Here is a 19,795-nt window from a genome sequence, read left to right as displayed (position 1 = left end):
TGCTGCATTCCCCTCGCTCATTCGGCGGCGACGCCGGCGGCGTCCTCCATCGACATGGTCATGAATTTGGCCCAGGCGTGGAACTGGTTGCGCATCTGCCGTTCGGTGGTGCCGTTTTCGACCGCTTCGCTCTCGAAATCCTCTGGCCCCGTATGCAGCCGCCGAATATCGACCCATTGCATGCCCTCGGCATGCAGCCCCTCTTGCGCGCGCTCGTACATCTCCAGATCGTCATGGCCCACGATCGAGGTGGGGGCGTTGATCATCCGGTTATACATGGCCGACATGGCGGTCAGCTGCTCGGGCGCGCCGACCAGCCGGTAGACATAGCTTTCCACCAGCGTCCGGTCCGCCCCCAGCGGGATGAAGTTGCGCAGCTGCGTCAGCGGCGCCTTGATCATGATATTGGGGAAATAGACCGTGTTGTGCCGGTTCTCGTCCAGGATCGCCTTGGCGCGTTCCTCGCCGTAACTCTCGACCATCGCCTCGAAATAGCCGGGGATCGCGTCATAGTTCGAGTGGATCGACATGTTGACACCGGTATGGCCGTGGCCATTGGGCCAGGTGCGGATGCCCATATCCTCGAAGAACTCATAAGGGCTCATGAACGGTGCGATGATCTGCATCGCGGGCGGGCGCGGTTCGGGGTTGCCCATCTGCTCATAGATTTTCACCGCCGTCCCGGCCGAGCTTTCATGCGCGACCATCGGGTGGCAGGTGTCGGTCTGGTTCTCGACCAGCATCTTCCAGTTGCACTTGTGCATGTAGCGCAGCGGCGGGCCGGAGATTTCCACGCAGCCTTCAGGCGCACGATCGACCATGTTGTCGATGGAACTGAGCGAGCCGCCAAAGAAGTCGTCGAACCCGATCCCGTCTTCGGCCAACCGGGCAAAGACAAAGCCGCGATAATTGTGCACCGCGCCCACCGCCTGCATCCCCTTGCCGTTCTGGCTGTCGGACAGGCCGGTGCCCTCGTATCCCTTCTTCAACGGGATGGCGAGCAGGCAGCCGTCGGTCTTGAAGCTCCAGGCGTGATAGGGGCAGCGAAAGAACTTGCCGGTATTGCCGGCCCGGTCGATGGCGATCTTGGTGCCCTTGTGCGGGCAGCGGTTATAGAGAACCTTCACCTCGCCATCGGTGTGGCGCACCATGATCACCGGCTGGTCTCCGACCTGGGTGGTGATGTAATCGCCCTTGTTCGGGGTCTGGCTGTCATGGCCGACAAAGACCCAGGCATTGGTGAAAAGGTGGCGCATTTCCAGCTGATAGACCGCATCGCTGATATAGACATCGCGATGGACCTGGCCGGGCTGGATCATCGCCCTGATATCGTCCGCGTTCATGCCTTCCTCCCTTACAGATCCAGCACAAGGCGCGCGCTGAGCGCCCGGCTGACACAGATTTGCATGACCTTGCCGCTGTCGCGTTCGGCCTGGCTGAGCACCACGTCGCGGTGATCGGGGGTGCCCGAGATCACCTCGGTCTGGCAGATGCCGCAATCGCCGCGTTGACAATCATAAAGAAGGTCGAGGCCCGCGGCCTCGAGCGCCTCGATGATGGTCTGGTCGGGCGCCACGGTCATGACCTGGCCCGACGAGGCGATCTCGACCTCGAAGGCGCTGTCGCCCGCGCTGGGCGCGGCATTGGTGAAGAGTTCCACATGGATGTCGGTGATGCCGGCCGCCTCGGCGCTGGCGCGGGCGGCTTCGATCATGCCTTTCGGTCCACAGATATAGAGCGCATGGCCAGCCAGACCCGCCATCAGCGTGTTCAGGTCCAGCGGCGCGGTATCGTCGTAATGGGGATGGTAGCGGTCGCCAAAGGCAGCGGCCAGGCGGTCGACATAGGCCATGTCGCCCGCGCTGCGGCCGGCATGATGAAAGGTGAACACGCGCCCCGACGCGGCCAGCTCCGTGGCCATCGAGATCAGCGGCGTCACTCCTATGCCACCTGCCAGCAGGGCGACAGGCTTGTCACCGGAGTGCAGTTCGAAATCGTTCTTGGGCGCCGTCGCCGTGATCGTGTCACCCTCGGAAAGGGCATGCATGGCGCGGCTGCCGCCATCGCCATCGTCCTCGCGCTGGACCGCGATCTGCCAGGCGCCGGGCTGCCGCTCGGGCCAGTCGATCAGCGAATAGGCGCGCGGCCCGGCTGCTGTCTGCACCTCGATATGGGCCCCAGCGGCATGGTCGGGCAGGGGGTCTCTCTCGGCTGCCACCAGGGTAAAGGCCGAAATCCGCTTGGTCACGGCCTGTTTCTGCGCAATTCTCAGCAAAAGCATGTTTCGGCGCCTCCTTGGCAGAAATATGAAAAATCATATAAATCGAGTCAAGACAAATTCAGGACCCATGACCGAAACGCGCGATGACACCTTTGTTTCCGGCTATTTGCTGTATCTTCTGGCCGCCTCCAGCGAGGAGGCCAGCGCCCAGTTTCACGACCATATCCGCGCTCAAGGGCTGCGGGTGCCCGAATGGCGGGTGCTGGCCTGTCTGGTGGACAATGACGCGATGATGATCACCCGGCTGGCCAAGCTGTCGTTGATGGAGCAGTCGCGCATGACCCGAATCGTCGATCAGATGGATGCGCGCGGGCTGGTGACACGGGTAGCCGATGCCAAGGACAAGCGTCGGGTGCGGGTGCGGTTGACCGATGAAGGTCGGGCCTTGGCCGAAGCACTTGTTACCTCAGCGCGCGCGCACGAGGCGCGGCTGCTCTCGGCGCTGGCCGATACCGATGCCGCCCGGATCAAGGGGGTTTTGCGTACATTGCTGGATGTGCTGGACCGCCCGACCGAGGGGGCATGATCTCGAATACATGCAATTTCATATTTCTTGACAAGTGGCAAAGCGCGATGTGATGCTGGCCGGTGAACGGGTGCCCGGATGCTCTGGTGCACCGATTCACGAGGGAGGAAGACATGAAGCATTTTGCACGGCTGGCCGCAGCCGCGATCGTGGCCGCCAGCACCGGCGCTGCCGCCTGGGCCGCCGATACCACCTTGCGCATCTCGACCTGGTTGCCGCCCACTCACGGCATCAATACCGAGATTTTTGCCGGGTTGATCGGGATGATGGAAGAGGCCACCGACGGGCAGGTCAGCGGCGAGCTGGTTTTTGGCCTGGCGCCGCCGCCGGCACAGATGGACCTGATCCAGGACGGCGCCGCCGACATGGCGATCATCTTTCACGGCTACCAGCCGGGCCGCTTCATCGGCACCAAGCTGATCGAATTGCCGGGATACGAGGGCAATGCCGAGGCCGCCTCGGTCGCCTACTGGCGCGTGCATACCCAGCATCTGGGCAAGCTGGGCGAGCATCGCGGCGTCAAGCTGGTGGCGCTCAACACCCATGGGCCGGGCCAGATTCATACCAGCAAGGACGTGGCCTCGCTGGCAGACCTGAACGGGTTGAAAACCCGGATCGGCGGCGGTGTCGCCGGCGATGTCGGCGCGGCGCTGGGCCTTGTGGGCATCAACGTGCCCGCGCCCAAGGTCTATGAGACTCTGGAATCGGGTGCTGCCGACGCGGTGGCGATGAATGTGGGCGAGCGGGTGGGCTTCAAGCTCAACGAAGTGGCCAAGAACCTCTATGACATGCCTGGCGGGCTTTATCGTGGGTCCTTTGCCATCATCATGAGCCAGGAGACCTTTGACAGCCTGCCCGCAGATGTGCAGGCGGCGCTTGACGAGAAGGTGTTCGGCGAACCGGCCAGCCGCATGGCGGGCGCCGCATGGGACAAGTCCGACATGATCGCCTATGAGGCGACGCGCGGCACCGAGGGCACCAAGATCGTCGAGGCCTCGGCCGAGGATCAGGCGGCATTCGCCGCGATCGCCGCCGAGGTGACCGCCAAGGTGCTGGCCGAGCTTGATGCCGCTGGTGTCGATGCCCAGGCCGCCTATGACATGGTCAAGGCCGAAATGGCCGCCAACTGAGCGGCAGGACCGGCGCCGCGCGGGTGCGGCGCCGGGTCTGATAAAATGACATCATGATGAAACGTATTTTTTCCCTTTCGGTCTGGCTGCCGGGGCTGCTGGCCTCGGCGGCGCTGTTCGTGCTGATGGTGATGACCTTTGCCGATGTGCTGCTGCGTTCGATCTTCAACGCGCCCATCGAGGTGGCCGCCGACCTGACGCGGCTGTTGATGGCGGTCATGGTGTTTTCGGTGATGCCGGTGCTGTCGGGCCGAAACGCTCATGTCAGCGTCGATCTGCTGGATGGCCCGTTCCACCGCCTGCGCCTGTCGCGCTGGCGCGATGCGGCGGTCTGCCTGTTCTGCGGCATCATCCTGTTCTGGCCCGCCAGCCGGGTCTATGACCTGGCCGAACGGTCTCGATCCTATGGGGATGTGATGGAATATCTGCGCTTGCCGCTGCATTATGTGGGCTGGTTCATTGCCCTGCTGACCCTCGTCACGGCGGTGGTGCTGGTGGTGCGGGGTGTGCTGCTGCTGGTCGCGCCACGCCTTGCGGGAGGCGTTTCATGACCGCATCTCTGATCGGCTTTGGCGCGGTTCTGGCGCTGATCCTGCTGCGCGTGCCCATCGCCTTTGCCATGGGCTTTGTCGGCATGGTCGGCTTCATGACCGAGACCAGCTTTCGCGCCTCGATCTCGATGGTGGCGCGGTTGATCATCGACACCAGCCAGGACTATGGCCTTTCGGTGGTGCCGCTGTTCATCCTGATGGGCCTGTTCGTGAACAAGGGCGGCATCAGTCGCGAGCTTTACGCCGCCTCGAACGCCTTTCTGGGCCACCTGCGCGGCGGTCTGGCGATGGCCACCATCGTGGCCTGTGGCGGGTTCGCCGCCATTTCCGGCTCGTCGCTGGCCACGGCGGCCACCATGGCCAAGGTGGCCATGCCCGAGATGCGCCGGTTCGGCTATTCCGACTCGCTGTCCACCGCCTCGATCGCGGCGGGGGGTACGCTGGGCATCCTGATCCCGCCCTCGGTCATTCTGGTGATCTATGGGCTGTTGACCGAGACCTCGATCGGCAAGCTGTTTGTCGCTGGTATCGTGCCGGGGATGCTGGGCATCCTGCTGTATCTCTGCGCGGTGCGCTGGACGGTCTGGCGCAATCCGGCGGCGGGCCCCGCGGGCGAGCGGGTGCCGCTGCGCGGGCGGCTGGCCGCCCTGCGCGAGGTCTGGGCGGTCATGCTGCTGTTCTTCCTTGTGATCGGCGGGCTTTACGGCCTGTTCGACATCCCGCCGCTCAACATCAACTTTTCCCCGACCGAGGCGGCGGGGATGGGCGCGATGGGCGCGTTCCTGATCGCGCTGGCGCGGCGCCGGCTCAACCTCAAGGACACGCTCGAGGTGCTGCTGGAAACCTCGATCACGGCGGCCAGCCTGTTCGCGGTGCTGATCGGTGCCTGGATATTCTCCAACTTCGTCAACATCGCCGGGCTTCCAACGGCGCTGAGCGATCTCATCACCACCTACGAGTTGCGCCCCTGGCAGGTGATGGCGGTGATCCTGGCGATATATATCGCGCTGGGTTGCGTGTTCGAATCTCTGTCGATGCTGCTGCTCACGGTGCCGATCTTCTTTCCGCTGGTGACCGGGCTGGGCTATGACCCGATCTGGTTCGGTATCGTGGTCGTGGTGGTGACCGAGATCAGCCTGATCACCCCACCCGTGGGGCTGAATGTCTTTGTGCTCAAGGGCGTGGTCGGCGACGTGACCACCGGCACCATCTTTCGCGGGGTGACCCCGTTCTGGATGGTCGATATCATCCGTCTGGCGCTGTTGCTGGCGGTGCCGGCGCTGGCGCTTTACCTGCCCGGACAGATGTAACGTCAGAAGCCGAGTTCATCGACAGTAGCGAGGCGCGCCTCCAGCGCCTCGCGCATCGCATCCGGCCATGGGATCGAGGTGTGTTTGTCCAGATCGCTGGCGGCCAGAACCTGGGTCGAGGACCAGCGGATTTCCTCACCGCAACTGATCCGGTGGCGGACGGTGACAGACGAACGACCCACCTTGACCACCCCCAGTTCGAACCGCAGCGTCTCGCCAAAGAACGAAGGTTTCGAGAAATCGCAGCTCAGGTGCACCGTCGGCGTGCCCCACCGCTCGTTCCAGATGATGTGGTGCCACGGAAAGCCCATGACGGCCCAGAACTCCTCGTTCACGCTGTTGAGGATGTCGAGGTAGGAGGGGAAATAGGCGGTCCCTGAAATGTCGCAGTCGCCGAAACGCAGTTCGCGCTCTGTGATGAAGATCTTGTCCATGTCTCGGGTTCGCCCTCTCTCTGGTCCTGTTGTTGCCGCCCGTGATTGCCGGGTCGGGCGGATTTGACAAGCCCGAAGCTGGAAAACCGGTGGCTTGCGTCGCCATGGGGATCAAGTTACTTGCATTTGCATATAATTTCGGAAATTCTGGACGGTAGAAACGACCGAAAGACCCAGATGGCCGAATCGACCGATCAGAACGAATATCTCAGGGACTTGGCCGAAATCGGCCTTGAAGGCTATGCGCCCTACCTCATGAACCGGATCATGGGGCGGTATAACGCCAACCTTCGTAAGGAGATGACCGCGCTGGGGCTGAGTACGGCCAAGATGCGGGCGCTGGCAATCCTGTCGGCCAAGGATGGGTTACCGATCGGTACACTCGGTATTTTTGCGGTGGTCGAACAATCCACCCTGTCACGGGCGCTCGACGGGTTGCAGGCCGACGGATTGGTGCGCCGCGAGGTGGACAGCGATGACCAGAGGTCCAGCCGGGTGTACCTGACGCCTGCGGGCCGTGCGGTCTATGACCGCCTCTGGCCGCATATGCGCGCCAGCCACGACCGCATGTTCCAGGGTATTGCGCCTCAGGAGCGGCAGGCCTTTCTGGCGACGCTGAACAAGATGCTCGCCAATATCCGCGTGCACGAGATCTGAGGCGGCCATGGCGGAGCGATCCTTCAAGCGCGAAGTGCAGGATTTGCGTCTGGGCGCGGGCGAGACATTCACCGGCGAGGGCATCCTGGCCATCACCAAGGCCTTGCTGGAATCGGGCGTGGGCTATGTCGGCGGCTATCAGGGCGCGCCGATCAGCCACCTGATGGATGTGCTGGCCGATGCGCAGGACCTGCTGGGCGAACTCGGCGTGCGGTACGAGGCGAACGCGTCCGAGGCGGCGGCGGCGGCCATGCTGGCTGCCTCGGTACATTATCCGATCCGGGGGGCGGTTACCTTCAAGGGTGCGGTGGGGGTCAACGTGGCCTCGGATGCGCTGGCCAATCTGGCCTCGTCCGGCGTCACCGGCGGGGCGCTGGTGATCGTGGGCGAGGATTATGGCGAGGGTTCCTCGATCATGCAGGAACGCAGCCACGCCTTTGCGATGAAATCGCAATTCTGGCTGCTCGACCCGCGCCCGAACCTGCCGTCCATCGTGCAGGCGGTGAAACAGGGGTTTGAGCTGTCCGAGGCGTCGAACACGCCGGTCATGCTGATGGTGCGGATCCGCTCTTGCCATGTGACCGGCCAGTTCGCATGCGCCGACAATCAGCGCCCGCCGCTCAGCGTGCGCGACGCGCTGTCAGAGCCACGCCGCGATTTCGCCCGCGTGGTGCTGCCGCCGATGTCCTATCAGCATGAGCGCGACAAGGTGGAAAACCGCTGGCCCGCCGCCGAGCGGTTCATCACCGAACAGGGGCTGAACGAGGCCTTTGGCCCCGAGACCGCGCCCGTGGGTCTGGTGGTGCAGGGCGGCATGTACAACGGTGTCATTCGCGCGCTGCAAAGGCTGGGTCTGGCCGATATCGAAGGGCGTTCGGCCATCCCGCTCTATGTGCTGAACGTCACCTATCCACTGGTGAGCGCCGAGTTTCTGGCGTTTGCCAAGGGCAAGGAGGCGCTGCTGGTCGTTGAAGAGGGGCAGCCCGAGTTCATCGAACAGGGGCTGGCCGCGATGCTGCACCGGGCAGGGTCGCCGGTGCGCCTGCATGGCAAGGGCCTCTTCCCCATGGCGGGCGAATATACCGGCCAGATCATGCTGGAGGGGATCGCGGGTTTCCTCAAGGACACCGCGCCACAGCTTTTGCCGGGGCAGGTGATCGCCCCCAATGCGCCGCCGCCCGAGATGCCCGACCTGTCGCAGACCGTGCCGATCCGGCCGCCGGGCTTCTGCACCGGCTGCCCGGAACGGCCCATCTTTGCCGCGATGAAGCTGGTCGAACAGGAGCTGGGCAAGCACCAGATCACCGGCGATATCGGCTGCCACCTCTTTGCCGCCCTGCCGCCCTTCGAGATCGGCGGCTCGACCATGGGATACGGGCTTGGCCCGGCCTCGAACGCGGCGTTCGATGGTGGCGGCGCGCGGCGGGCGGTGTCTTTCATCGGCGATGGCGGGTTCTGGCATAACGGGCTCAGCTCCTCGATCGGCAACATGGTGTTCAACCGGTCCGACAGCGTGGCCATCGTGGTCGACAATTATTATTCGGCCGCCACCGGTGGGCAGGATGTGCTGTCCTCGCGCGCCAAGAACCCGTCAAAGGCCACCGGCAACCCGATTTCCAAGGCGCTGGAAGGGGTGGGGGTGAAATGGGTGCGCCAGATCGACCGCACCTATGACGTGGGCCATATGCGCGACACCATCCGCGAGGCGCTGACCACCGATTATGACGGGCCAAAACTGATCGTGGCCTCGTCGGAATGCATGCTGAACCGGCAGCGGCGGGAAAAACCGCTGCGGGCGCAGGCGATCCGCGAAGGGCGCCGCGTCGAGGCGCCGCGCTTTGGCGTGGACGAGGATATCTGCACGGGCGATCACGCCTGTATTCGCCTCTCGGGCTGCCCCTCGCTGTCGCTCAAGGTCCTGGACGACCCGCTGCGCGACGATCCGGTGGCCAGCATCGACCAGACCTGCGTCGGTTGCGGCAATTGTGGCGAGGTGGCGGAGGCGGCGGTTCTGTGCCCCTCGTTCTATCGCGTCGACCTCGTGCACAATCCGGGGCCCTGGGAACGGCTGTTGGCAGGCTGGCGCAGCCGTATCATCACCTGGTTGCAAGACCGGCGTGCGCGTCGACAGCTCGATTTCGGAGAGGCGTCATGACCCGTATGGACAGCGTGATGACCCCGCAGGGCGCCGACAGCGCCCGCGCGATCACCAAGCTGGTGGTCATGGCCGTGGGCGGGCAGGGCGGCGGCGTGCTGACCGGCTGGATCGAGGCCGTGGCCCGCGCCGCTGGCCGCGCGGTGCAGGCGACCTCGGTCGCGGGCGTGGCCCAGCGCACCGGCGCCACCATCTATTACATCGAAATCGCGCCCGAGGGCGTGGTGGCGCCGGTGTTTTCGCTGGCCCCCGCCGCCGGAGATGTCGACATCCTGATCGCTGCCGAGATGATGGAGGCGGGCCGGGCGATCCAGCGCGGCTTTGTCACGCCCGACCGGACCGTGCTTATCGCCTCGGAACATCGGGCGTTGGCGGTGTCCGAGAAGATGGTACCGGGCAACGGCATCGCGCAGGCCAAGGAGGTGATGGCCGCCGCAGAGATCGCCGCAGCGAGGTTCCTGTCTGCGGATATGGAGCAGCTGGCAGTCGCCAAGGGGTCGGTCATCTCGGCCAGCCTGTTTGGTGCGCTGGCAGGCTCGGGTGCGCTGCCCTTCCCGCGCGATGCGTTCGAGACCGCGATCCGCAACTCGGGCAAGGGGGTGGAGGCCAGCCTTGCCGCCTTTGCCGCCGGGTTCGAGGCGGTCTCGGCCAATCCCGCGCAGCCAGAGGCCGCTGTCGCGGCGAAAACGCCTGCGGAGCCTGCCGTTCAGGGGCCGGCGGCACAGCTGGCGGCCTGGACCGCCTTGACAGCGCGGGTCGAGGCCCTGCCTGCCGATGCGCGCGAAATGGCCCTGGCCGGGTTGCGCAAGGTGGTGACGTTCCAGGATTGCGCCTATGGCGGCGAGTATCTTGACCGGCTGACCGCACTGGCCCGACAGGACGAGCCCGCGCAAGGTTTTGAACTGACCCGCGAGGCGGCCAAACATATCGCCAATGCGATGGCCTATGACGATGTGATCCGGGTGGCAGGTCGCAAGACGCGCGCTGCCCGGCGCAATCGCATCGATGCTGAAATGGGTCGGGCGCCCCGGCAGGGGATGCAGGTGACCGAGTTCCTGCACCCGCGCGCCGAGGAGATATCCTCGATGCTGCCGGCAGGTCTGGGGGCGCGGGTGGCGGCTTCTCCGCGCTGGATGGCGCGGCTGGACCGCTGGTTCGGCCATGGCCGCCGCATCCGCAGCGACCGGGTGAGCGGTTTCCTGCAGCTCTACCTGCTGGCCGGTCTGCGCGGCTATCGCCGCCGCACCCTGCGCCATGCGCAGGAGCAGGCGCATCTGGAGGCCTGGTTGCGCAAGGTCGGCGAAACACGCCAGCGCGACTACGATCTGGCGGTGGAACTGCTACGCTGCCGTCGGCTGATCAAGGGCTATTCCGACACCCATGCAAGGGGGCTGTCCAAGTTCGATCGCGTGATGGCAGGGGCCGATCTGGTCGCCGGGCGGGCCGATGCCGCCGACTGGGTGAGCCGCCTGCGCGAGGCGGCGTTGCAGGATGAGGAAGGCCGGGCGCTGGACGGTGCGCTTCAGACGGTCCGCTCCTTTGCGGGGTGAGGTCTTGCGAGGCTCCGCCTCGCGCTCCGGAGTATTTTGAACCAGAAAGAAGCAGGAGCATGCGCACGGCTTGCGCGCGCGAGGGTCAGGGAGGAAGGCGATGAAACTCTGGTATCAGAGCTATGTGGATTACGAGAACGGGGCAGAGTACTGGGACATGCTGGGGCCGCATCTGGACGCGGTGTCGGCGCCGGGCACGCAGGTCGACATCCGGGGGATCACGCCGTTTGACAGCTATGCCCATCCACTGGTGGAGTTCCGCTGCGCACGCGAGATGATCTGTAACGCGATCCGGGCCGAGCGCGAGGGCTATGACGCCTTCATTGTCGGCCATTTCCAGGATGCTGGCCTCTATGAGGCGCGCTCGGTTGTGGATATCCCGGTGATCGGTCTCGGTGAGGCGACCATGCTGTGGTGCTGCCAGATGGGCCAGCGGCTGGGGATTGTCACCATCAACCCGCGCTTCATCCCGTGGTTCCATCACCAGATCGGCAAGTACGGGCTGCGCGAGCGGGTCTCTGGCGTGCATGCGATGACCTTCGAGCCGGGGCAGATCCTGGGCGCCTATGGCGATGCGGACAAGGCCGCCGAAGTCAAGCGCCTGTTCGAGGAACAGGGCCGGCCGCTGGTGGCGGCGGGAACCGATGTGCTGATCCCTGGCGGCGGCATCCCGATGCTGCTGTTCTCGCAGTTCCATGATCACCAGATCGACGGGGCGCCAGTGGTCAACGGCATTCCGATCGCGGTGAAGATGGCCGAGATGGCCGTGAACCTGAAACGTCTGACCGGGCAGGGGGTGAGCCGGGTGGGCGATTATACCAAGGCGCCGGATCATATCATCGAAGAGTTCCTGACCCATCCCAAGGGGCTGTGAGGCTGCGGAGGGCTGACGCAGGCAACGGTACGCCTCCTTTTATATTGCGACACGTTTCCCGACCCTTTGCGGGCCTTGATCCCTCGCGCGCGATGGGAGGATTTGAGCCCATCGTTGCGGCTTTTTCGCCTCGTATCCCTGACGCTCAAACTGCTTTGCGGTTTGATGCTGGTCGACTAACGTGGGGTTACGGACTTGGGGGAAGCCAAATGCAGACTGTCCAAACAGAACGTCTCCGCGATTATCTCGGCCCGGTCACGAATACCGACATTTGGGATGAATTTCAGCTGCGGCCCAACGACGTGATCGTTTGCACGCCCCCAAAATGCGGCACGACATGGACGTTGAATATCGTCATGATGCTGATACATGGCAGGGTCGTTCCGGATGCCGGCAACAGAGAAGAAGCGCCTTGGCTCGATTGCGGATTTCGCGACCGAAAAGCAATCGCCGAAAAGCAAACCAGCCTGACGCGTCGGCGCTGCCTCAAAAGCCATACGCCCATGGACGGCATCTCATATGGTTCAGAGCCGACCTATATCGTTGTGTATCGTCATCCGGTCGATGCCCATTTCTCGTTTCGGAGCCACGTTGAGAACATGAAAGACGCGGGTCCTCTATTAGAGATGTTCCCCGACGATATCCGGGCAGGTTTCAACAGATTTGTCGAAGGACCACTGACCGATACGGGCACGGATGATCTTACAGTGCGCTCCATCATACATCACTACCAGCAGGCCAGAGCGCGTGAGGGCAAGGGGAATGTGCATTTCTTCCATTACGCCGATCTGAGCAAAGATCTGCACGGACAGATTGCGCGGCTTGCCCGAATTTTGGAAATCGATCTGACACCGGAAACTCTGGCTGCGCTGACAGAGGCAAATACGTTTGCCAACATGCGCAAGGTAGTCGAAGCCAGCGAAAGACGCTTTCACAAAGATTCGCCCTTCGTGGATCAAGCGAAGTTCTTTGCGTCCGGCACATCCAACAAGTGGGAAGGCCGCCTAAGTGACAATGAACTCGCACGCTATTATGAACGTTGCGCTTCGCTCCTGTCGCCCGAGGACGCTGCCTGGTTGAACTGGGGGGATCAACGCGAACCCTGAGGCTGTCGTCATTTGACGCCTCGGTCATACATATACGTTTGACACAAACTTCGTTCCGCTCGGCATTGTCAGGAGAGGCGGCCAGCGAATGTCCTTTTGGTCAGCAATGAGGCCGCTCTTTTATCTCGCTGCGCATGCCGGGCTCTCAAGCGGTGCACTGGAGCCCCCCGCGATAAGTGGGCTCCAGTCGGTTGATTTACGCGCTCTGTGGTCCGTTGACTGTAGCCGCTACTGCCCCAACCCCGGAAGCCAGAGCGCGATACCGGGGAATATGATCAGCAGCGCCACCAAAAGCATCGAACAGCCGATGAACGGAAGCGCCGAAACATAGATGTCGCGCATGCTGGTGCCGGGGGCCGAAACTCCCTTCATCACGAAGAGCAGCAGGCCGAAGGGCGGGGTGGTGAAGCTGATCTCAAGCGCGAGCAGCACGATCACCCCGAACCAGATCAGGTCGAACCCCAGCGTCTGCGCCAGCGGAAAGAAGATCGGCACGGTCAGCAGCATCATGCTGAGCTGGTCCATGAACATGCCCAGAACCAGCAGGATGGCGAACATGATCAAGAGCATCGTGATGGGCTCCAGATCGAACCCCGTGGCCCAGCGGATCAGGCCGGAGGATGCACCGGAGAAGGCCAGGAGCGCCGAGAAGGTGGCCGAGCCGAAGATGATCAGCAGCGCCATCGTGGTGACCTTGAGCGCGCCGGCCACGGATTTGAAGATCCCCTCCCAGGTCAGCGAGCGATAGAGCGCGGCCAGAACGATCACGCCGAGACAGCCGAAGGCGGCGCTCTCAGATGGTGTGGCGATGCCGAACATGATCACCAGGATCACGCCGATCACGATGGACACCATCGGCAGGATGTCGACGAAGAGCAGGCGCAGTTTCTCGGTCCAGCTGGAGCTTTCGACCTCGTAGGCGGGGGCGGCGCTGGGGTCGTATAGCGCCATGCCGAGGATCATGACCGCGTAGAAGATTGCCAGCATCAGCCCGGGCATGATGCCCGCGATCAGCAGGTCGCCGATATCCAGCTCTGCCAGCGTCGCCAGGAGCACCGCCAGCGCCGAGGGCGGGATCAGCATCGCGAGGCCCCCAGTGCCCAGGATCGGGCCAATGGCCATGTGCTTCTTGTAGCCGCGTTTCTGCATCTCGGGCACCATCAAGGAGCCCAACAGCGCGGTGGAGCCCATGGATGACCCCGAAAGCGTGGCAAAGGCGGTGCCGCCCGCCACGGTGACAAAGGACAGGCGCGCGGGCAGCTTGCCCATCAGTCGGTCGACCGCACCGAACATGCGGTTGGCGAGCCCCGTGAAAAAGAAGATCTCGCCCATCAGCAGGAACATCGGCACCGGCATCAGGTTGAAAGAGGTGACGGTGGGGATCGCGTTGTTGGCCAATTGCCCGATGCCGCGCGCCATCTGGCTGGCGATATCGCCGCGCCCGCCCATGAAATAAGCCGCGCCGATCATGTTGGCCGCGAGAAAGGCCAGCGCCACGGGAATACCGAGCGCCATGAAAAACAGGATCATGCCCAGCAGGAAGACGAGCGCCTCATACCATTCCATTGCCTGCGCCTCTTTTATTCTTGATTGTCATTCGTGAACGCCCGCTTCGCCGGTATGCATGGTCACGGGGCCAAAGACGAAGCGGAGAAACTGCGCCGCCATCAGGCCGAACCCGATCGGCATCGCGCCCAGAAGCAGGTATTTCGGCATATCAAGGCTGCGCATCTCGGCATCGCCAAAACGCCAGGCTCGGGCCGTTGCGCCCCAAGTGTACCAGACCAGCGTCAGGCAGATCACGACACATAGCGCCGAGATCACCCGGCTATAGGATCGCTGCATCCGGCGCGGCAGGGCTGCACTCAGCAGTTCGATAAAGACGTGCCCCCGGTGGCGGACCAGCCAGGGCGAGGCGGCCATCACGATGTAGAGCAGGCCGAATTCGGTGAAGGTGAAGATATGGCTGGACCAGGACCCGGACAGGTTCAGTGTGCGCGCCATCGCGCTGATCACGATCCCGAACATGATCCCCACAAGGTAGATACCGGCCAATATGGCCAGCAGGTCGCAAATACGGTCGATCAGACGCATCATGTCCTGGCTCTGTTTGTTGGGGGCAGGCCGCCGCTTGGGCACGGCGGCCTGCCTTCAATCAGTCTTATTCGTCCAGAGCATAGGTCTTGCGCAGGGCCTTGTAGGTCTCGGCACCGGCGCCGCCGCCGTCAATACGCTCGTACATCCGAGCCCAGGCGGAATCGTCTGCCATCTTGCGATAGACCTCGCCTGCCTCGGCGGAATGAGCGACGAAGGTCATGCCGCCATCGGCAAGCGTCTTGGCGTCGGCGGCGACTTCCGCCTGACGGTCGGCATAGGACTTGCCTTCCCACTCGATCACGACCTCTTCGATCAGCTTCTGGCTCTCGGGCGAAAGCGCGTTCCAGGCGTCGAGGTTGAAGATCACGCCGATATCGGTGTTGTAGAAGGTGGGATCGACCCGGTATTTCAGGAACTCGTTCCACTTGAGCTGCGGAATGCCGATCTCGGTCCAGGCCGCGGCGTCGACAACGCCTTTTTCAAGCGCCGAATAGACTTCGGTCGCCGGCATCGAGGCGGTGGTTGCGTTCAGTTGCTCGAAGAACGCGTGATAGATCGGGTTGTCGCGCAGCTTGACGCCGGTCAGGTCCAGAATGCCGTTGTCGCGGAACTTGGGCTCGCTGTTCATGTAGATGTGGAACTTGATGCCGCCATCGATCCAGCCAAGATGGCGAACGTTGAAGCGCTCTTGATGCGCCTTGTCCATCAGCGCCGCGCCGCCATTGGCCCGGGCTTCCATCGGGGTCACGCGCGAGGCGACCATCGCGTCGATCTCGGGCACGTTGGCACCATAGAAACTGCCCGGCGTGTGGACCATGTCGACCACGCCGTCACGCACGGCGGCGGGCTGTTCGAACATGCCGATCGCCTCGGGGCCGCCGCGTACGTCGATTTGGACGACGCCCTTGCCGCGCTCGTTGATGTCCGCGACCATCGCAAGGAAGGTCTTGGTGTAAACCAGGAACTCGGGGAACGCATGGACCGCGCTGACCCGGTCCTCGGCCTTGGCTGACATCGGGGCAGCCATGACGGCGAGTGCTGCCGCCGCCATCAGATAAGTGGCTTTTCTGGAAAGCCCGCTGAAGATTTTCATGTCACAACTCCCTGTTGATCCAACGGAGGATGAACCGCCTTCTGTCGGGCGGTACATTCCTTAAGGTGAAGTTAGGTCGGTCTGCCCCGACTTCTATGCATTTTCATGTAAGACCGGCCACCGGGCCCAATGCAATAGAAATATCCTTGATATATGATTTTTCATGTATGTAATCTGGTCCAGCAACTATCGGTGCGGGAGAGGGCGATGGAGATTGCAGTTCTAGGCGGTGGCAACGGCTCGACCGCCGCAGCGGTTGATCTGACAGCGCAGGGGCACAACATACGGTTCTGGCGCAGAAATGCGTCTGCGCAGGCAGAGCTGCGGGCGCGTGTCAATGTCATCACGCTCAAGGATTTCGAGGGCGCGCGTCCGATTCGCATTTCAATGGTCACGGATGACATCGGCGAAGCGATCCGGGGCGCCGACCTGATCGTCTGTCCGACACCGGCCACGGCACAATCCGATATCGCTGCGGCCATGGCGCCCTACCTGACAGATGGGCAGGTCGTCTTTCTGCCGCCGGGCAGCTTTGGCAGCTGGATCATGGCCGACATCGTTCGCAAGGCGGGAAACCACGCCGATGTCAGTTGGGCCGAAACCGGCACCCTGCCATATCTCACGCGGCTGCACGGGGCCGATACCGTCGCCATCACCACCCGCGCCACCCGTCTGCCGACCGGGGTCTATCCGCTTCGCAACGCGGAACATGCGCATTCGGTCCTTGCGCGGGCCTATCCTGCGGTCGAACCGGCGGGCGATGCGCTGTCGGGGGCGCTGATGAACGCAGGCCCCATCATCCACCCGCCGCTGATCACGATGAACGCGGGCCCGATCGAGCATTTCGACCATTGGGACATTCACAACGAGGGCACCCAACCCGCCATCCGTCGGGTCACCACGCGGCTCGATGCCGAGCGTATGGCGCTGCGCGAGGCGCTGGGCTATGGCGCGCCGCATTTCCCGCTGGCTGATCACTATGAAACCTCGGACTGGATGTACGGCAACCTCGCCCATGACAAGCTGGTCGACAGCGGCGACTGGCGCGAGCATCTGGTGCTGACCGAACATCGCTACATGCGCGAGGATGTGGCGGTGGGGCTGGCCTTGCTGGTCTCGGTCGCCGATTGGGCCGGGGTGCCCGCGCCCACGGCGACGGGGCTGTTGGCGCTGGGGTCTGCCATCTGCGACGACGATTTCCGCCAGAGCGGCCGGACGCTGGAAAACCTTGGGCTCGCCGGGATGGACCGCGCCGCTTTGCAGACCATGCTGCGGGACGGGGCCTGAGATGGCGGCGCGGGAAACCATCGCCGCTGTGGGCGCCGGGCGCATGGGCCGGGGCATGGCCGTGGCCTTCGCCTATTCCGGCCACCCGGTCCGCCTGATTGACGCCAAGCCGCGACCCAAGGCAGAGTTCGACCGGCTCAAGGCTGAGACACTGGCCGAACTTCGCGCGACCTTTGCGCTGATGGCAGATGTGGGGTTGATGCAGGCAAACGAAGCCGAGGGCATGCTGGCCCGTGTCGAGGTTGTGGGCCAAGACGATCTGGCGGCGGCGCTTGCCGGGGTGCCCTTCGTCTTCGAAGGTGTGCCCGAGACGCTGGAGGCCAAGCGCGAGGTTTTCGAAACCCTGTCGCGCCATGCCGACGCGGATGCCGTCATCGCTTCGACCACCTCGACCATCCTGTCAAACGACCTTCAGGGGTTTGTCACCCCGCCCGACCGGTTCCTCAATGCCCACTGGCTCAACCCCGCCTATCTGGTGCCGCTGGTCGAGGTCTCGCCCGGTGATGCCACCGATCCGGCGGTCACCGCCCGCCTGATCGACCTGCTGGAGCGGATCGGCAAGGTACCGGTCACCTGTGCCGCCAGCCCCGGCTATATCGTACCGCGTATCCAGGCGCTGGCCATGAACGAGGCCGCGCGCCTGGTCGAGGAAGGCGTTGCCAGCAGCGCCGATATCGACAAGGCCACAAAATACGGATTCGGCTTCCGGTTTGCGGTGCTGGGCCTGTTGGAGTTCATCGACTGGGGCGGCGGCGACATCCTCTACCACGCCAGCCGCTACATGACCCGCGCTACCGGGCAGGACAGGTTCGCAGCGCCCGACATCATCGAGACCAACATGGCCGAGGGGCGGCGCGGCCTGCGCGACGGGCGCGGCTTTCTCGACTATGACGGGCTCGACGTTGCCGCCTATCAGAGGGAGCGTATCGGCGCCTTTGCCGCCATGCTGCGCCATCTCGACAAGATGCCGGTCAAGGGCGACTAGATCGGAGGCGCATCCCGCATCCTGCTTCTTTCTGGTTAAAAATACTCAAAAAACACCGGTGCCGCCCGCGCCGCCATTCCCGGTCTAACCTTGTCCGATGAACCTGCGGACACTGTCCAGCAGCAGATCGTTATGCGCGGGCAGCGACAGCGAGAAGCGGAAGAACGCTTCCAGCCCCGCCTCGCGGGTGCGGTTGACGACGATCCCGGCATCCGCGAACAGATGCTCGACCAGCGCTTCGGTCCGGGCCGCATCGCCGTCCCGGAAACGGGCCATCAGAAAATTGGTCCGGCTTGGGGTCACGACCAGACCCAACTGTCCCAGTGCCCCGGTCAGACGCGCGCGTTCGGAAACGATCTCATCGACCCGCGCCTGGATCGCCTCAGGGTCGGCAAGACCCGCCACCGCCCCGGCCTGCGCCATCGCGTTGACGGTCCCCATGCCGCGCGCGGCATAGAGGATGGGCACCATCCATGCGGGGGCGTGGCACCAGCCGACCCGCGCGCCTGCAAGGCCATAGGCCTTGGAAAAGGTCCGGGTGACAACGATGTTTTCGTGGTTTGCCGCCAGGCTGTGCACCGCCGCGCAATAGTCGGGCGCGGCGAACTCGCCATAAGCAAGGTCAAGCACCAGCACGACCTGCGCAGGCAGGTCGCGGGCCAGCCGGGAAAGCTCGTCGATCTCCAGCATGGTGCCGGTCGGGTTGTTCGGATTGGCCAGGAACAGGAGCCGGGTGCGATCGCTCACCCCTGCCAGCAGGGCATCGACATCGCTGGTGTAGTCACGCTCGCGCGCCTTCACCAATGTCGCCCCCACCCGGTTGGCGGTCAGGGCGAACTGGATATAGCCGAACTCCGAGATCAGGATCTCGTCGCCGGGCCGGGCGAAACAGCGGGCGATCACGTCGAGCAATTCCTCCGACCCGTTGCCGCAGACGATCTGCTCGGGGTCCAGCCCATGCGCCGCGCCCAGTGCATCGCGCAGCGCGTCGCAATGCGGGCTGCCATAGGATTGCGCCCGCGCGGCGGTTTCCTCCATCGCGGCGCGGATCGCGGGCAGGGGTGAATAGGGCAGCTCGTTGTAGCCCATGTTGATGACCGGCAACCCCTTGGGTTGCGGCCTACTGATGCGGCCGCGCACGGGGATCGGGGCAAGATAGGGCGTTGGGCGCATGGTATCCTCGGCGTTGTTCCAAGACATGAGATGGTGATTTACGGGTAGGTTCAAGACGGAGGCTCACTACACGATCCCGCGATCCGACCCAGCACCACAGCGCTCAGCAAGCCGTTGCCGGAGAGATATCCGCTGTCACCGCTGCCCGAGACACCACAGGCCGCGCCGCCGCCTGCGTAAAGGCCCGGCACCGGCGTGCCATCGCGGCGCAGCACGCGGGCCAGCGTATCGGTGCGCAACCCGCCCTGGGTGTGAAACAGCGCCCCCGTCACCCGCACGCCGCAATAGGGCGATGCAAGCGGTTGGGTCGCGAATGTGCGCCCGAAGGCATCGGTACCGCCCCGCGGCAGGTCGCGTAGGGTTTGCGCCAGGATCTCGGGCGGCAGGCCAAGCAGGTGTGCCAGTGCTTCGGGCGTATCGGCCTGCCGTATCGCGCCTGCGGCTTCGGCGCGGCGGAAATCCTCGAACTGGCGCGCGATACCCGCGATACGCGCGTCGAAGATCGCAAATGCCTCGCTCTTCGGCTGTGCCATCACCGCGCGGGCGGCCTCGGAATAGCCCTGCGCCTCGTTCCAGAACCGCAGTC

General features: G+C 63.9%; 19 protein-coding genes. 11 read left to right on the top strand and 8 right to left on the bottom strand.

Going from position 1 to position 19,795, the window contains the following annotated elements; all coding sequences use genetic code 11:
• Positions 1 to 17 precede the first annotated feature (17 nt).
• Positions 18 to 1,343: an aromatic ring-hydroxylating dioxygenase subunit alpha gene (locus tag AC2FL1_RS18705; protein WP_496877919.1), complete on the bottom strand. Its 1,326-nt coding sequence runs from the start codon at positions 1,341 to 1,343 to the stop codon at positions 18 to 20.
• An 11-nt stretch (positions 1,344 to 1,354) separates the two neighbouring features.
• Positions 1,355 to 2,281: a PDR/VanB family oxidoreductase gene (locus AC2FL1_RS18700; RefSeq protein ID WP_496877918.1), complete on the bottom strand. Its 927-nt coding sequence runs from the start codon at positions 2,279 to 2,281 to the stop codon at positions 1,355 to 1,357.
• Between the two features lie 67 nt (positions 2,282 to 2,348).
• Here AC2FL1_RS18700 and AC2FL1_RS18695 point away from each other — a divergent pair, with 67 nt between their 5' ends.
• From AC2FL1_RS18695 to AC2FL1_RS18680, 4 genes are all read left to right on the top strand, one after another.
• Positions 2,349 to 2,807, top strand: a complete 459-nt coding sequence (locus AC2FL1_RS18695) for a MarR family winged helix-turn-helix transcriptional regulator (RefSeq protein WP_496830894.1) — start codon at positions 2,349 to 2,351, stop codon at positions 2,805 to 2,807.
• Between the two features lie 113 nt (positions 2,808 to 2,920).
• Positions 2,921 to 3,937 carry a TRAP transporter substrate-binding protein gene (locus tag AC2FL1_RS18690; protein ID WP_496830892.1) on the top strand — a complete coding sequence of 339 codons (1,017 nt, stop codon included), beginning with the start codon at positions 2,921 to 2,923 and terminating at the stop codon, positions 3,935 to 3,937.
• Between the two features lie 56 nt (positions 3,938 to 3,993).
• Complete coding sequence (locus tag AC2FL1_RS18685; protein ID WP_496830891.1) at positions 3,994 to 4,488, top strand: TRAP transporter small permease; 495 nt, start codon at positions 3,994 to 3,996, stop codon at positions 4,486 to 4,488.
• On the top strand, positions 4,485 to 5,798 hold the full coding sequence (locus AC2FL1_RS18680) for a TRAP transporter large permease (RefSeq protein ID WP_496830889.1): 1,314 nt from the start codon (positions 4,485 to 4,487) through the stop codon (positions 5,796 to 5,798). Before AC2FL1_RS18685 ends, AC2FL1_RS18680 begins: the two co-directional genes overlap by 4 nt.
• Positions 5,799 to 5,800: 2 nt before the next feature.
• Here AC2FL1_RS18680 and AC2FL1_RS18675 read toward each other — a convergent pair whose 3' ends face one another.
• Entirely contained in the window at positions 5,801 to 6,232 is a 432-nt protein-coding gene (locus AC2FL1_RS18675; protein ID WP_496830887.1) for an acyl-CoA thioesterase, read from the bottom strand.
• A 177-nt stretch (positions 6,233 to 6,409) separates the two neighbouring features.
• Between AC2FL1_RS18675 and AC2FL1_RS18670 the strand changes: the two genes are divergently transcribed.
• The 5 genes from AC2FL1_RS18670 (at position 6,410) to AC2FL1_RS18650 (ending at position 12,574) form a co-directional block, all read left to right on the top strand.
• The gene (locus AC2FL1_RS18670; RefSeq protein WP_496877917.1) at positions 6,410 to 6,889 is read left to right on the top strand and encodes a MarR family winged helix-turn-helix transcriptional regulator; all 480 of its coding nucleotides are present in this window, start codon (positions 6,410 to 6,412) and stop codon (positions 6,887 to 6,889) included.
• Between the two features lie 7 nt (positions 6,890 to 6,896).
• Positions 6,897 to 9,044, top strand: coding sequence for a thiamine pyrophosphate-dependent enzyme (locus tag AC2FL1_RS18665; protein WP_496877916.1), 2,148 nt, complete (start codon positions 6,897 to 6,899; stop codon positions 9,042 to 9,044).
• Positions 9,041 to 10,594, top strand: coding sequence for an indolepyruvate oxidoreductase subunit beta family protein (locus AC2FL1_RS18660; protein WP_496877915.1), 1,554 nt, complete (start codon positions 9,041 to 9,043; stop codon positions 10,592 to 10,594). The genes AC2FL1_RS18665 and AC2FL1_RS18660 overlap by 4 nt, the downstream gene beginning before the upstream one ends.
• A gap of 100 nt (positions 10,595 to 10,694) precedes the next feature.
• A complete protein-coding gene (locus AC2FL1_RS18655) occupies positions 10,695 to 11,468 on the top strand; it encodes an aspartate/glutamate racemase family protein (protein WP_496830879.1) in 774 nt (257 codons plus the stop codon).
• Between the two features lie 209 nt (positions 11,469 to 11,677).
• Positions 11,678 to 12,574 carry a sulfotransferase domain-containing protein gene (locus AC2FL1_RS18650; RefSeq protein WP_496830877.1) on the top strand — a complete coding sequence of 299 codons (897 nt, stop codon included), beginning with the start codon at positions 11,678 to 11,680 and terminating at the stop codon, positions 12,572 to 12,574.
• A 228-nt stretch (positions 12,575 to 12,802) separates the two neighbouring features.
• Here AC2FL1_RS18650 and AC2FL1_RS18645 read toward each other — a convergent pair whose 3' ends face one another.
• From AC2FL1_RS18645 to dctP, 3 genes are all read right to left on the bottom strand, one after another.
• A complete protein-coding gene (locus tag AC2FL1_RS18645; RefSeq protein WP_496877914.1) occupies positions 12,803 to 14,140 on the bottom strand; it encodes a TRAP transporter large permease in 1,338 nt (445 codons plus the stop codon).
• Positions 14,141 to 14,167: 27 nt separating this feature from the next.
• A complete protein-coding gene (locus AC2FL1_RS18640; protein ID WP_234218840.1) occupies positions 14,168 to 14,671 on the bottom strand; it encodes a TRAP transporter small permease in 504 nt (167 codons plus the stop codon).
• A gap of 64 nt (positions 14,672 to 14,735) precedes the next feature.
• A complete protein-coding gene (dctP, locus tag AC2FL1_RS18635) occupies positions 14,736 to 15,764 on the bottom strand; it encodes a TRAP transporter substrate-binding protein DctP (RefSeq protein WP_496877913.1) in 1,029 nt (342 codons plus the stop codon).
• A 207-nt stretch (positions 15,765 to 15,971) separates the two neighbouring features.
• Here dctP and AC2FL1_RS18630 point away from each other — a divergent pair, with 207 nt between their 5' ends.
• Both AC2FL1_RS18630 and AC2FL1_RS18625 read left to right on the top strand, forming a co-directional pair.
• Positions 15,972 to 17,051 carry an NAD/NADP octopine/nopaline dehydrogenase family protein gene (locus AC2FL1_RS18630; RefSeq protein ID WP_496877912.1) on the top strand — a complete coding sequence of 360 codons (1,080 nt, stop codon included), beginning with the start codon at positions 15,972 to 15,974 and terminating at the stop codon, positions 17,049 to 17,051.
• 1 nt (position 17,052) lies between these two features.
• Positions 17,053 to 18,036, top strand: coding sequence for a 3-hydroxybutyryl-CoA dehydrogenase (locus AC2FL1_RS18625; RefSeq protein WP_496877911.1), 984 nt, complete (start codon positions 17,053 to 17,055; stop codon positions 18,034 to 18,036).
• Between the two features lie 84 nt (positions 18,037 to 18,120).
• On the opposite strand, the gene AC2FL1_RS18620 is transcribed toward AC2FL1_RS18625, so the two are convergent.
• On the bottom strand, positions 18,121 to 19,236 hold the full coding sequence (locus tag AC2FL1_RS18620) for a pyridoxal phosphate-dependent aminotransferase (protein WP_496877910.1): 1,116 nt from the start codon (positions 19,234 to 19,236) through the stop codon (positions 18,121 to 18,123).
• 23 nt (positions 19,237 to 19,259) lie between these two features.
• On the bottom strand, positions 19,260 to 19,795 hold a 536-nt coding region (locus tag AC2FL1_RS18615; RefSeq protein WP_496877909.1), incomplete at its 5' end, for an FAD-binding protein.

The sequence above is a fragment of the Ruegeria sp. YKSF070 genome (assembly GCF_059612725.1).
Note: the sequence above shows the minus strand (reverse complement) of the source record. Positions and strands in the feature narration are given on the sequence as shown.

Excerpts from the sequence above, each read along its gene's own strand:
- AC2FL1_RS18705 (WP_496877919.1), bottom strand. The coding sequence starts at position 1,343 with ATGAACGCGGACGATATCAGGGCGATGATCCAGCCCGGCCAGGTCCAT.
- AC2FL1_RS18700 (WP_496877918.1), bottom strand. The coding sequence starts at position 2,281 with ATGCTTTTGCTGAGAATTGCGCAGAAACAGGCCGTGACCAAGCGGATT.
- AC2FL1_RS18695 (WP_496830894.1), top strand. The coding sequence starts at position 2,349 with ATGACCGAAACGCGCGATGACACCTTTGTTTCCGGCTATTTGCTGTAT.
- AC2FL1_RS18690 (WP_496830892.1), top strand. The coding sequence starts at position 2,921 with ATGAAGCATTTTGCACGGCTGGCCGCAGCCGCGATCGTGGCCGCCAGC.
- AC2FL1_RS18685 (WP_496830891.1), top strand. The coding sequence starts at position 3,994 with ATGAAACGTATTTTTTCCCTTTCGGTCTGGCTGCCGGGGCTGCTGGCC.
- AC2FL1_RS18680 (WP_496830889.1), top strand. The coding sequence starts at position 4,485 with ATGACCGCATCTCTGATCGGCTTTGGCGCGGTTCTGGCGCTGATCCTG.
- AC2FL1_RS18675 (WP_496830887.1), bottom strand. The coding sequence starts at position 6,232 with ATGGACAAGATCTTCATCACAGAGCGCGAACTGCGTTTCGGCGACTGC.
- AC2FL1_RS18670 (WP_496877917.1), top strand. The coding sequence starts at position 6,410 with ATGGCCGAATCGACCGATCAGAACGAATATCTCAGGGACTTGGCCGAA.
- AC2FL1_RS18665 (WP_496877916.1), top strand. The coding sequence starts at position 6,897 with ATGGCGGAGCGATCCTTCAAGCGCGAAGTGCAGGATTTGCGTCTGGGC.
- AC2FL1_RS18660 (WP_496877915.1), top strand. The coding sequence starts at position 9,041 with ATGACCCGTATGGACAGCGTGATGACCCCGCAGGGCGCCGACAGCGCC.
- AC2FL1_RS18655 (WP_496830879.1), top strand. The coding sequence starts at position 10,695 with ATGAAACTCTGGTATCAGAGCTATGTGGATTACGAGAACGGGGCAGAG.
- AC2FL1_RS18650 (WP_496830877.1), top strand. The coding sequence starts at position 11,678 with ATGCAGACTGTCCAAACAGAACGTCTCCGCGATTATCTCGGCCCGGTC.
- AC2FL1_RS18645 (WP_496877914.1), bottom strand. The coding sequence starts at position 14,140 with ATGGAATGGTATGAGGCGCTCGTCTTCCTGCTGGGCATGATCCTGTTT.
- AC2FL1_RS18640 (WP_234218840.1), bottom strand. The coding sequence starts at position 14,671 with ATGATGCGTCTGATCGACCGTATTTGCGACCTGCTGGCCATATTGGCC.
- dctP (WP_496877913.1), bottom strand. The coding sequence starts at position 15,764 with ATGAAAATCTTCAGCGGGCTTTCCAGAAAAGCCACTTATCTGATGGCG.
- AC2FL1_RS18630 (WP_496877912.1), top strand. The coding sequence starts at position 15,972 with ATGGAGATTGCAGTTCTAGGCGGTGGCAACGGCTCGACCGCCGCAGCG.
- AC2FL1_RS18625 (WP_496877911.1), top strand. The coding sequence starts at position 17,053 with ATGGCGGCGCGGGAAACCATCGCCGCTGTGGGCGCCGGGCGCATGGGC.
- AC2FL1_RS18620 (WP_496877910.1), bottom strand. The coding sequence starts at position 19,236 with ATGTCTTGGAACAACGCCGAGGATACCATGCGCCCAACGCCCTATCTT.